Below are 9525 nucleotides of genomic sequence, written 5' to 3' on the forward strand. Positions count from 1 at the left end.
GACGGCGACGGCACCGTCCGGCGCGTCGTCAACGGGAAGATCGAGCCTCGATGACCACGGTAAACGTGCCGGAGCGGCTCGCCGCGGACTACCTGATCGGCCTCACCCCGGGGACCCGCGCCCAGTACCGCGCCACGCTGCAGGCCTGGTGGAGCTGGTGCGACCTGCACGGCCTGCACCCGCTGCGTGATGTGCGGCGAGTGCATATCGAGATGTGGGGCCGCTACCAGCACGAGATTCTGGGGCTCGAATTACGCACTGTTGCAGCGCGATTCACGCCCGTGTGCGGGTTCTACGACTACGCGCACGCCGAAGGCGCCATCGACGCGGATCCCGGCGCGCACGTGCGGCGCCCGCGGATCAAACGGGGCTCCACCGGATCGTGGCTCACCCGTGAGCAGCTCCGCGAGTTCCTCGGTGCCGCGGCCGCGCACGAGCACCCGACGGTGCGGGCGCTCGCCCACCTCCTCGCCCTGTCCGGGCTGAGGATCGGCGAGACCCTCGCTCTCGACGTCGAGCACGTCGGCCGGCACCGCGGGATGCTCACCCTCGCGCTCGACCGCAAGGGCAACCACCGGCACCTGGTGTCCGTGCCGGACGTGACCGCCCGGCACCTCCGGGCCGCGATGGGCGGGCGCACCACCGGGCCGCTGCTGCTCGGCCTCACCGGCCAGCGGCTCACCCAGGAAGCCGCGCGGAAGATCATCGGCGCGCTCGGCCGCAGCGCCGGCGCTGACCGCACCATCACCCCGCACAGCCTCCGCCGCACGTTCGCGACGCTCGCGCTCGACGCCGGCGTCGATGACCGCGACATCATGGCCTCAGCGGGCTGGGCAAGCCCCGAGATGATCTGGCACTACGACATGGCCCGCGCTGCCGTCGAACGCAACGCGGGCCACCAACTCGCGGACTGGTTGGCTCTCGACGAGCCGCACAACGACAGGAAGAGCGAATGAAGCCGCTGCTGCTCCACCGGATCCGCCCGAAGCGCCTACGCCGGTTCCTCGACAGCGCGGATGAGGTGCGGCGCGCGCTCGTCGCGCTTGCCCCGACCACCACCGACGGGCGTCTCCTCGACGACCCGACCGGCGAGGAGACCTATCTGCCGATGTCCCCGGACGCCGGATTGGAGGTCACGGTCATCGAGATCACCGGCCGCGAGGTCAGCAGCATCGACTTCGACACGCAGCGGCTCCTCGATCAGGTGCTCGCCGCGCCCGCGGTGCGCGTTCCCGGCCACGGCGGGTGGCACGTCCTGCCCGAGACGGTGGACGCGCTCGCCCGCACCATCGCGGCTCTCGCCCGACTGCGCGCCACGATCGAGGCGTCACCGGCCGCCCGGCCGGGCGTGGCCGAGCTGCGGATCCCGACGCTGTCCGGGGTCGTCCGGGGCATGCGCACCGTGCTCGTCGACCAACCCATCGTCGGGGACGACCTTGCCGACATGCGCTGGGAGCTGCAGCGCCTGGCCGCCCTCACCCAGTACGAGCACGAGCGCGAGGGCCACGGCAAGAGCTGGGAGCCGGCATTCACGATCACCCGCGACGCCCCGACGACCTGGACTGTCACCTTCCGCACCTACCAGTTCGACAACGAGACGACCTGGCGAGGAACGGCCGCAGCGATCGCCCGGGAGGCTCACCAGCACGCCGACCAGCTCGCCGTCGTATACCGCCTGCCCGAGGGGCTCACCGGCGCGAACTGCGGACCGCACACGCTCACCCAGTTCAGCGTCGACGACCTCGCCGCGCAACCGCCGGGCGCGCGCCTGTCGCTGAACCCCGAGGTCGCATCTGCCACAGCGGGCGAGCCCGCGGCGAACGAGGTCCTCGACCGCCTCTTCACCACCGCGCCGGATGATCTGCTGGCGCTGGCGCGCTGGCTCAGGGAGGAGATCCCCGCCTGGCGCTCGGTCGCGGATCTCACCAGCCGGTCGTTGCCGACAATCCGGTTCGGCGACCTGCTGGCTCCCCACGAGGACTAGCGCAGCCCCGGCCGGAAGGCCGGGGCCCGCCGGTCAGGCAGTCAGCGACTCCGGCTCCCACCGGCCTTCGATCGTCCTCTCGGCGTGTTCGACGGTGATGCGGATCCGGCCGCTGTGGGTGTCGATGTCGTAGACGTCGCCGGTGCGGGTGACCTCGATGCAGTGGCTTTCGCTGATCTCGATGCGGCGGGCGTCGACTCCGTGGCGGACGATCTCGCGGTCGCTGAGGATCGCGGCGGCCATGAGCCGGTCGTTGATAGCGGTCCCCTTCTTGGTGAGGTTCATGGTGGCGGCTGCGGTGGTGGTGATCATCTCGTTCTCCATCGGTCTGTGGCACATCGATCTTAGCGCACTATCTTAGTGCGTGTCAATCGTGGTTGAACTGCGCGTTTGACGCATGGCGCCATGTCCTCCGGAAGAGTGCTACCGTGGGCGCATGACGAAGCACTACCTCAACCGCGCGCAGCTCGAAGACCGCATCGGAATCGGCCGCGGGTCGGCCGCCCGCCTCCCCCTCCCCGACCCGGACGTGATCGTCGGCCCGGTGAATCCGGACGGCAGCCTGCCGCGGGGGACCATCCGGGGATGGACCGCCGACACCGTGGACCGGTGGCACGCGAACCGTGGCGGTCGCTGGCCCGGACGCAGTCCCCGCCCGGCGGATCGATAACACTCTTCCGGATGTCACTATGACGGCGTGATTCGCACAGCTCAAGCCATATTGACACGCACTAGCGTAGTGCGCTAACATGGTACTACCGAACAACGAGAGGAGGTGATGAATCTGAACGAAGCCCGCATCGGGCTCCTGCTCGCGGGGCTGACCCTCTTGGTCAACCTCTGGATGGCAATCCAGAACCGCAAGCCGAGACCCCCGAAGGGCAAGCACCGCAAGAAGCGGTGACCGACCGAGACGGGCGGGGGCATAGGAGGTGCCCCCGCCCACCACAAACGATACCCCGAAGGGAGGACCGGAATGCTCCGCAGAAACTACGACCTCATCGCCTCCGCGGGCTCGGCCGGCGTGCTGCTCGCGCTCGGCGCGCCCTGGCCGATGTGGCTCGCACTCGGCGGGATCGTCGCCTACCAGGTGGTGAACCGTGTTCGCGGTCGATCACCCGCGGCCGTGTAATCCTGGATACGACGAAGAGCGGCCCCGAGCGTGATGCTCGGGGCCGCCGTCATGTCACGAGAATCGGACATCGTTAACACGTCGCCGCTACGTGTCAGGATCGCCAACATTTGCCGGATAGCGTCACTTTCCCGCCGCCGGAAAGTGACAATCCGCAGGTCACACCATGTCGCGGATCTCCTCCGGCGCCACGGGCGGAGTCGGGACCTCAGCGTCCGGTGCGTGCCGCCGCAGCACGTCCGTGAGCTGCCGCGCGTGGTCCTTCCAGTCCCGCACGTGGTCCCGGAACGCCCAGATCCTCCTCTGCGCGGTGTCCAGGGCGGCCTCGAGCTTGTTGACCCGCTCGGTGAGCTGCGGCACGACGCGGTCGTAGTCCTCTCGGAGCTCGTGCAGCTCGGCGCTGATCCGGCCCAACTCATCCTGCGACACCACCGCGATCTTTCGCGCCTGCCACCAGCGGCCGGTCGCACCGAGCACGCCGGGGATCCGCGCCGCCACCTTCGACCCGAGGGCGGGCGGACCGAAGATCAGCACGATGATCAGCCACACCAGCCACGGCACCCCAGCGGGCGCATTCGACCAGTTCATGCGGGCTCCTGGCGGGCGTAGCCGAGCGCGATACCGCCCATCGCCAGACCGAAGACGGTGACGATCGCCGGACCGCGGAGTCCGTCGAACCACGGTGCCTGCGCGACCTCCCACCACTGCCCGACCGCGAGAGTCAGGTAGGTGGCGGCGCCGAGCCACATCCCGGCCGCGCAAACCCGGCGCCACCGCCCGAGGAACCCGATAAGGGCGACCAGCCCGGACGCCAGGCATAGCGCGCCCCACACGGGCATCGGCGCTGCCGCCTCGATGAGGGTCAGCTGCGGCGCAGTCGCGCCGGGCAGGATGTTGTCGACGCCGCGGATGATCGGCTCGATGGGCACGAGCGCGACGACCGCGTTGCGGGTCGCCGGCGGCAGCAGCGGCACCCACGTGCCGCGGCGGATCACCGGTCAGCCCTTCGGTGTGTGGGTGATCGCCATGACGCCGGAGCCACCGATCAGCGCGGCGGCGGCGAGCTGGAGCCACAGGTCGGCCTCCTCGTGGGAGACGATGCCGCGGAGGACGAGGATCGGGCCGAGCGCGGTCAGCACCCAGTAGATCCAGCGCCGTCGGGCCGGGGTGAGCCAGGCGAGCGGCTGCGGGGTGGCCGGGGCCGTGAGTTTCTGCTCCGGCAGGTCGATCGGCTCGGGATCGGTGGGGTCGATCATGGTCATGCCTTCCTGGTGAGGCGGCGCGTGAGCGCGCCGCGGGTGAGTCGGTCGAGGACCGCAGCCGCCGTGGCCGCGCCGAGCGCGAGCGGGACGAGCGGGCGTGGCAGCACGGCGCGCAGCATGTCGCGGAGCAGCGCGTCGAGAACCTTGTCGAGTGGCACGGTCATGCCTCCTTGGTGAGTTGCTGCGTGACCCCGGACGGGTGCCACGCGAGGGTGCCGCGCTCGAACTGCTGCACACGGCCGCCGTCCGGGGTGGGCTGCTCGTCGCTGAGCGGGTAGCCGAGGGGGCCGCGCTCGTATCCGTCGGCGCCCCACCGGGCACCGATCGCGCCGTGCACCACAGCACCGCGGGCGTCGCCGTCACGGCGGTAGAGCACGCCGCCCTCGAACGCCTGCACCGCGCCGCGGCGGCGCGCACCGTCGGCCTCGAGGAGGCTGAACTCGCGGACGGGGTAGCCGAGCGGGCCGCCGGTGCCGCCGCGGCGCTGGTACTCCTCAAGGAGTCCCGAGGTGCCGGCGGGCATCGACCGGTCGGCGCGCGGCACCGCGCGGGTGCCCGTCGAGACAGACCAGTAGACGATGGCGTGCTCGAACTCGGCGGCCCGGCCGCGGCCGTCCTTGCCGACGCGGACCTCGCCGACGGTGAGCCGCTTGCCGATCCACGCGTGCGAGGACTGGGTGGCGTAGAAGTCGATCTCGTTGCGCACCGGCGCAGGAGGCACGGCACCGGTGAGCGCGGCCTGCTGCGCGGCCACGTCGCGGCGGAAGACCTCCATGTTGATGCCGCCCGGATCCCACTTGCCTTGCACGGCAGCCCATTCCTTGTGCCCGATGACCCGCGAGCTGGGCAGGCCGAGGTGGTTGAGGATCGCCGCCACCCCGCGCACGTACGCGGCGTACTGGGCGTCGGACCAGGGGGTGTGGTGCGGCTTTCCCGGGGTGCCGCCACCGTCGTTCGCCGCCTCGATGCCGATGGTGAGCCGGTTCGCGTCGTTCGCGGGCAGCCCCGGCCAGGAGCCGGTGCCGGCGTGCCAGGCGATCCCGACGCCGCACAGCGTGTAAGCGCCGTCGCGGGAGAGGTAGAGCTGGCTCGCGAGGCCGAGCTGTGGGTGCTCGGCGATCCCCCGCGGGGTCTCACCGAAGCTTCCGGTGTGGTGGACGATGACGTGGGTGATCTCGCCGAAGTCGCCGTGCCCGCGCTGGTAGGCGCCGGGGTATTCGTCGCACCGGAGGCCCGCGGCACGCAGCACCTTCGGCAGCCAGATCGGATCAGGCATTGGTTGATTCCTTTCGTGCACAGAAGCGTGAGAGGTTGCAGTAATTGCAGGTCGCGGGCTATGCCAGGTTCTTGACAGCGCGCGCGAGGAGGTCGATGCCGGTGATCCGATTGCCCTGCCAGTCCCGCCAGTCCGGCCGGAAGTAGGCGTCGGTGTGCGAGCCGAGACGCGCGTACGCGTACATCCCGTCGATCGCCTCCTTCCAGCGCGACCAGAACCGCGGGTCGAGCGCGCGCCACGGCGCCCCCGCGAGCTCCCGGGCCTTCACCGCGGGGAGCTGCGCGGCGACGTCGATCGCCCATGCGATCGGGTCGACGAGGCTCATCGCGCGGATGAGGCCGGCGCCGGTGCGCAGCGGCGAGTCCGCGGGCATCGCGGTCATGACGTCGCCGGGCGCGGCGATCTCGGCCCAGCCGAGGCGGTGCCGCTGGCTCGCGGCGTAGATGCCCTGCCCGGGCGCGGTGCGGCGGTACGACCGGCCCTCGAGGCGGCACGGGTTCGCGATGAACCCGGCCAGGAGGAGCTTCGGCAGCGCGCCGCCCTGGCCGCCGGGGTCGCGGCGGTTGAGCCACTCGGTGACGATCACCCCGCCCAGCGAATAGCCGAGCGGCACGAACCCGCCCGGCGCGGCGGCGTACGCGGCGTCCAGGAGCCTGCAGCCCTCCTCGATGGTGGCGCGCATCGACGGCGAGTGCAGCGGGCCGCCGACCGGGCCGATGGTCGCGGGGTGGGCGATCTCGACGTGCCGGAACCGGTCGGGCGGGAGCTGCCGGATCACGTGCAGGAGCAGGTGGCCGGTGAGCGGCTCGCTGCAGCCGCGGACGGTAGCGACGGTGATCGGTGCGATGGTCATCGGGGCCTCCAGACGGTGGGGTGGTTGGCGCGCCACTCCCGGAGGGCGGCGACAGGACGGAGGAGCACGGCGACGAGCACACGGGCGAGCAGGTCGAGCACGCGGGATGGATTGCGGCGCATGGTTAGCCCCTGAATCGCAGGCGCGGTGGGAACGTGACCGGAAGCGGCTGCGCGTTGCTGGTCAGGGTGGCGTCGAGCGGATAGCCGCGCCGATATGTGCCGCCGTCGAATACTGCGAAATGCGTCGCGGTGGTGTTCGGAGGCAATGTGAAGTCCGTGTTTGCCCCCGGGCAGACGGCGTACCCGGCGTCGAGGCCGGTGCCCATCGCGACTGTGCCCCAGGTGGTCTGGGCGGAGAGGGGTGTGGTGGCGATCATGTTCGCGCCGGTGGTGCCGGGATCGCCGGAGCATAGGCGGATGTCGCGGCCGCGGGTCTTGACGAACTCGAGATGCGCGATGTTGTCGGAATCGGCTGCGGTCATGGGGTTTCCTTCTCTGCGTAGGTGCGGGGGTGGCCGTTGCCGCCCGGGAAGCTGGTGCACGTGATGCCGCGGGTGATGACCGGGCCGGTGTTGGTGTGGTCGATCCGGTCCGCGGTGAAGTCGAATGGCGGGGCCGTGACCAGCCGGAACGGCTCGTAGTCGTAGCTGAACGTCACCGTCACGTCGAACCCGCCGTCGACGGGGGCGATGCTGGTGACCTGGGCGTCGGCGGGCACGATCTGCGGCTCGCCCGGGCGGACGGTGATCGTGGCGGTGCCGGTGCGGATCATTGGTATGCCCTCATCCAGATTCGGCCGGGCGCGCCGGCGGCGCCGCGGGTGCGGGAACCGAAGAACCCGCCGTTGCCTCCCGCTCCGGCCGAGCCGGGGGCGGTCGGTGATCCGGCGTTGCCGGTGCCGCCCGCACCGCCGGTGTAGGTGACACCTGCGCGGGTGTGGTTGCCGGGGCTGCCGCCGCTCTGCCCGGACGCGGATCCGCTGCCGCCGTCGGCGGTGAACGTGGTCCCGTTGACGGTCGCCGTGCTCGCCTGCCCCGGGTTGGGGCCGTCGAGGTCCGCGTTGGCCGGCTGAGTGCCGCCAGACCCGACGGTGACGGTGAGCGTGCTCAGCGACCAGGGGATGTCCACGCCCCGCTCGAGAGTGATCGAGAACCAGGCGCCGGGGTTGCCGCCCTTGCCGGCGGTGCCGATCGCCCCGGACCCGGTCTCGCCGGACCCGCCGCCGCCGAGGAGCACGATGTCGATGAACCGGGCCCAGCTGGGGATGTCGACGGTGAACGTCCCGGCCGTGCTGTAGGTGAGGGTGTCGGGGGCGTGCGGGCTGAAGGCCGCCAGACCGCCACCGCCGACCGTGAGCGTGCCGGTGCCGGCGAGGATGCCGGTGGGGAGACCGCCGCCGTCGACGAGTAGCATGCCGGTCGACGCGAGCCGGCCGACCGGCAGGCCACCACCGGTCAGGAGCAGCGTGCCCGTGCCGGTGCCGCGGAGAGCGAGCCTGCCGCCGCCGTCCACGAGCAGCGAGCCCGCGCCGGAGAGGCGGCCGACCGGCAGGCCACCACCGGTCAGGACGAGGGTGCCCGTGCCGTTGAGGCGTGCGAGGACCGCGGCGCCGCCGTCGAGGAGCAGCTCGCCCGACCCGGACGCGCGGACCGCGATCCGCGCACCGCCATCGAGGAGCAGCTCCCCGGCGCCGGAGAGGACGCGCACGATGTGCCAGGCCCCGCCCCCGGGGTGGTCGGGGATCCGGCGTTCGACCGGCCACCCGCCACCGGGACGCGCCGGCGGGACCGGCACAGTAGTCCAGGTCACCACTGGTAGTACAGGACGGTGCCGCCGTCCTGGTCCGGGCCGCCGAGGCCGTGCTCGAATTCGGTGGCGCCGAAGCGGATCGACGGGGTCGATCGGCCGGTGGCCGTCGCGGTGGTGAGCCCACCGAAGACGGTGTGCTCACCGTCGCCGCCCGGGCCTCCCTTCCCGTTCGGGCCTCCGCCGTCGGTGCCGCGCGCACCCCGCACCCCCGCCCGGCAGACCGCGGTGGCCTGGGTGAGGGTGAAGGCCAGCATCATCCCGCGCCCACCCGGGCCGCCCGCACCGCCCGTACCGCCGGATCCAGCCGCACCAGCGGAGCCGCCGGTGCAGGAGATCGGCTGCCCCGTCGTGCCGTCGTAGGTGGTCTGCGGTGCTCCGCCGGGGCCGCCCGAGCCGCCGGGGCCGCCCGGACTGCCGGGGGCGCCGTTGTTGCCGCCCGGGCCGCCGTCCTTGCCCGGCGAGCCCGATGTGCCGGCGGTGCCCGCGGTGCATGCGTTCGGTTGCGCGGTGCCGCCGGGGCTGCCCGGCGATCCGGGTGAACCGTCCTGGCCCTTACCGCCCGTGCCGCCGCCAGCCTGAATCGCCCAGCCGCGCAGGAACCGCAGCCCCGTCGGCCTGCTCCACGTGTGCTCGGTGGTGCCGTTGTCCAGATCCCACGTCGCATTGTTGAGCACCGCCTCGCGGTATTTCGCGTCGGTGATCGGCACCGTGCTGGTGCCGCCGATCCCCCAGAACCCACCCGTCGTGCTGCCGAACCACGCCCACCCGGACAAGGCGTTGCACACCAACGTCTTTCCGCCCGTGGCGAGGGAGTTGCCGAAGAAGTCGCCCGTGGCCAGCAGCTCCACGCCGGTGCGGAAGTCGACCTGGTAGTCGATCGTGATCTGGTTGTTCAGCGCACCCGAGACGCGGCCCTTGAGGTAGACGTTCGCCCACCTCGCGCCCGGCATCTCCGTGGTCGCCGTCTTCGTCACCGCGCTGCCCGAGTTCGGCTGCGCCCGCACCGTGATCGTCGAGCCGGTACGCGAGATCTGGATCGTGTTCGCGCCGGAGGCGCCGCCGACGGTGACGGACCCGCCGTCACCGACGAACACGGACAGCAGGAACCGGCGGGAATCGTTGTTGACCAGCGCGACCGAGCCGCCCTCACCGAGGATCCGGAACGACCCGGACTTCGGCACCAGCCACCTCGACGCCTGATTGACCG

17 protein-coding genes are annotated in these 9525 nt (G+C 71.8%); 5 read left to right on the forward strand and 12 right to left on the reverse strand.

Going from position 1 to position 9525, the window contains the following annotated elements:
• Nucleotides 1-50 precede the first annotated feature (50 nt).
• Nucleotides 51-956, forward strand: coding sequence for a tyrosine-type recombinase/integrase (locus tag AC21LY_RS01855; RefSeq protein WP_489044437.1), 906 nt, complete (start codon nucleotides 51-53; stop codon nucleotides 954-956).
• The gene (locus AC21LY_RS01860; protein ID WP_489044438.1) at nucleotides 953-1984 is read left to right on the forward strand and encodes a hypothetical protein; all 1032 of its coding nucleotides are present in this window, start codon (nucleotides 953-955) and stop codon (nucleotides 1982-1984) included. The genes AC21LY_RS01855 and AC21LY_RS01860 overlap by 4 nt, the downstream gene beginning before the upstream one ends.
• Before the next feature lie 33 nt (nucleotides 1985-2017).
• Here the strand turns inward: AC21LY_RS01860 and AC21LY_RS01865 are convergent, their stop codons facing one another.
• On the reverse strand, nucleotides 2018-2296 hold the full coding sequence (locus AC21LY_RS01865; protein WP_489044439.1) for a hypothetical protein: 279 nt from the start codon (nucleotides 2294-2296) through the stop codon (nucleotides 2018-2020).
• A 124-nt stretch (nucleotides 2297-2420) separates the two neighbouring features.
• Between AC21LY_RS01865 and AC21LY_RS01870 the strand changes: the two genes are divergently transcribed.
• The 3 genes from AC21LY_RS01870 to AC21LY_RS01880 all read left to right on the forward strand — a co-directional run bounded on the left by AC21LY_RS01870 (nucleotide 2421) and on the right by AC21LY_RS01880 (nucleotide 3116).
• Nucleotides 2421-2654, forward strand: coding sequence for a hypothetical protein (locus AC21LY_RS01870; RefSeq protein WP_489044440.1), 234 nt, complete (start codon nucleotides 2421-2423; stop codon nucleotides 2652-2654).
• 108 nt (nucleotides 2655-2762) lie between these two features.
• Nucleotides 2763-2888 (forward strand): hypothetical protein, encoded by a 126-nt coding sequence (locus AC21LY_RS01875; RefSeq protein ID WP_489044441.1) that lies wholly within the window; start codon nucleotides 2763-2765, stop codon nucleotides 2886-2888.
• Nucleotides 2889-2960: 72 nt separating this feature from the next.
• Nucleotides 2961-3116, forward strand: coding sequence for a hypothetical protein (locus AC21LY_RS01880; protein ID WP_489044442.1), 156 nt, complete (start codon nucleotides 2961-2963; stop codon nucleotides 3114-3116).
• Between the two features lie 159 nt (nucleotides 3117-3275).
• Here AC21LY_RS01880 and AC21LY_RS01885 read toward each other — a convergent pair whose 3' ends face one another.
• From AC21LY_RS01885 to AC21LY_RS01935, 11 genes are read right to left on the reverse strand one after another with little or no spacing between them, the layout of a single operon-like run.
• A complete protein-coding gene (locus AC21LY_RS01885; protein WP_489044443.1) occupies nucleotides 3276-3704 on the reverse strand; it encodes a hypothetical protein in 429 nt (142 codons plus the stop codon).
• Complete coding sequence (locus tag AC21LY_RS01890) at nucleotides 3701-4111, reverse strand: hypothetical protein (RefSeq protein WP_489044444.1); 411 nt, start codon at nucleotides 4109-4111, stop codon at nucleotides 3701-3703. Before AC21LY_RS01890 ends, AC21LY_RS01885 begins: the two co-directional genes overlap by 4 nt.
• Nucleotides 4112-4114: 3 nt before the next feature.
• Complete coding sequence (locus AC21LY_RS01895; protein ID WP_489044445.1) at nucleotides 4115-4378, reverse strand: hypothetical protein; 264 nt, start codon at nucleotides 4376-4378, stop codon at nucleotides 4115-4117.
• A complete protein-coding gene (locus AC21LY_RS01900; RefSeq protein ID WP_489044446.1) occupies nucleotides 4375-4542 on the reverse strand; it encodes a hypothetical protein in 168 nt (55 codons plus the stop codon). Before AC21LY_RS01900 ends, AC21LY_RS01895 begins: the two co-directional genes overlap by 4 nt.
• Nucleotides 4539-5654, reverse strand: coding sequence for an N-acetylmuramoyl-L-alanine amidase (locus tag AC21LY_RS01905; protein WP_489044447.1), 1116 nt, complete (start codon nucleotides 5652-5654; stop codon nucleotides 4539-4541). Before AC21LY_RS01905 ends, AC21LY_RS01900 begins: the two co-directional genes overlap by 4 nt.
• 58 nt (nucleotides 5655-5712) lie before the next feature.
• On the reverse strand, nucleotides 5713-6507 hold the full coding sequence (locus AC21LY_RS01910) for a hypothetical protein (protein ID WP_489044448.1): 795 nt from the start codon (nucleotides 6505-6507) through the stop codon (nucleotides 5713-5715).
• Nucleotides 6504-6629 carry a hypothetical protein gene (locus tag AC21LY_RS01915; protein WP_489044449.1) on the reverse strand — a complete coding sequence of 42 codons (126 nt, stop codon included), beginning with the start codon at nucleotides 6627-6629 and terminating at the stop codon, nucleotides 6504-6506. Before AC21LY_RS01915 ends, AC21LY_RS01910 begins: the two co-directional genes overlap by 4 nt.
• Nucleotides 6630-6631: 2 nt before the next feature.
• A complete protein-coding gene (locus tag AC21LY_RS01920; protein WP_489044450.1) occupies nucleotides 6632-6991 on the reverse strand; it encodes a hypothetical protein in 360 nt (119 codons plus the stop codon).
• Nucleotides 6988-7281, reverse strand: coding sequence for a DUF7233 domain-containing protein (locus AC21LY_RS01925; RefSeq protein ID WP_489044451.1), 294 nt, complete (start codon nucleotides 7279-7281; stop codon nucleotides 6988-6990). The genes AC21LY_RS01920 and AC21LY_RS01925 overlap by 4 nt, the downstream gene beginning before the upstream one ends.
• On the reverse strand, nucleotides 7278-8318 hold the full coding sequence (locus tag AC21LY_RS01930; RefSeq protein WP_489044452.1) for a glycine-rich domain-containing protein: 1041 nt from the start codon (nucleotides 8316-8318) through the stop codon (nucleotides 7278-7280). The genes AC21LY_RS01925 and AC21LY_RS01930 overlap by 4 nt, the downstream gene beginning before the upstream one ends.
• Complete coding sequence (locus AC21LY_RS01935; protein ID WP_489044453.1) at nucleotides 8315-9499, reverse strand: hypothetical protein; 1185 nt, start codon at nucleotides 9497-9499, stop codon at nucleotides 8315-8317. The genes AC21LY_RS01930 and AC21LY_RS01935 overlap by 4 nt, the downstream gene beginning before the upstream one ends.
• Nucleotides 9500-9525 lie beyond the last annotated feature (26 nt).

It is taken from the genome of Tsukamurella sp. II2bb (assembly GCF_057815145.1).

Excerpts from the sequence above, each read along its gene's own strand:
- AC21LY_RS01900 (WP_489044446.1), bottom strand. The coding sequence starts at position 4,542 with ATGACCGTGCCACTCGACAAGGTTCTCGACGCGCTGCTCCGCGACATG.
- AC21LY_RS01915 (WP_489044449.1), bottom strand. The coding sequence starts at position 6,629 with ATGCGCCGCAATCCATCCCGCGTGCTCGACCTGCTCGCCCGTGTGCTC.
- AC21LY_RS01870 (WP_489044440.1), top strand. The coding sequence starts at position 2,421 with ATGACGAAGCACTACCTCAACCGCGCGCAGCTCGAAGACCGCATCGGA.
- AC21LY_RS01920 (WP_489044450.1), bottom strand. The coding sequence starts at position 6,991 with ATGACCGCAGCCGATTCCGACAACATCGCGCATCTCGAGTTCGTCAAG.
- AC21LY_RS01925 (WP_489044451.1), bottom strand. The coding sequence starts at position 7,281 with ATGATCCGCACCGGCACCGCCACGATCACCGTCCGCCCGGGCGAGCCG.
- AC21LY_RS01855 (WP_489044437.1), top strand. The coding sequence starts at position 51 with ATGACCACGGTAAACGTGCCGGAGCGGCTCGCCGCGGACTACCTGATC.
- AC21LY_RS01885 (WP_489044443.1), bottom strand. The coding sequence starts at position 3,704 with ATGAACTGGTCGAATGCGCCCGCTGGGGTGCCGTGGCTGGTGTGGCTG.
- AC21LY_RS01910 (WP_489044448.1), bottom strand. The coding sequence starts at position 6,507 with ATGACCATCGCACCGATCACCGTCGCTACCGTCCGCGGCTGCAGCGAG.
- AC21LY_RS01860 (WP_489044438.1), top strand. The coding sequence starts at position 953 with ATGAAGCCGCTGCTGCTCCACCGGATCCGCCCGAAGCGCCTACGCCGG.
- AC21LY_RS01865 (WP_489044439.1), bottom strand. The coding sequence starts at position 2,296 with ATGATCACCACCACCGCAGCCGCCACCATGAACCTCACCAAGAAGGGG.
- AC21LY_RS01905 (WP_489044447.1), bottom strand. The coding sequence starts at position 5,654 with ATGCCTGATCCGATCTGGCTGCCGAAGGTGCTGCGTGCCGCGGGCCTC.
- AC21LY_RS01880 (WP_489044442.1), top strand. The coding sequence starts at position 2,961 with ATGCTCCGCAGAAACTACGACCTCATCGCCTCCGCGGGCTCGGCCGGC.
- AC21LY_RS01895 (WP_489044445.1), bottom strand. The coding sequence starts at position 4,378 with ATGACCATGATCGACCCCACCGATCCCGAGCCGATCGACCTGCCGGAG.
- AC21LY_RS01875 (WP_489044441.1), top strand. The coding sequence starts at position 2,763 with ATGAATCTGAACGAAGCCCGCATCGGGCTCCTGCTCGCGGGGCTGACC.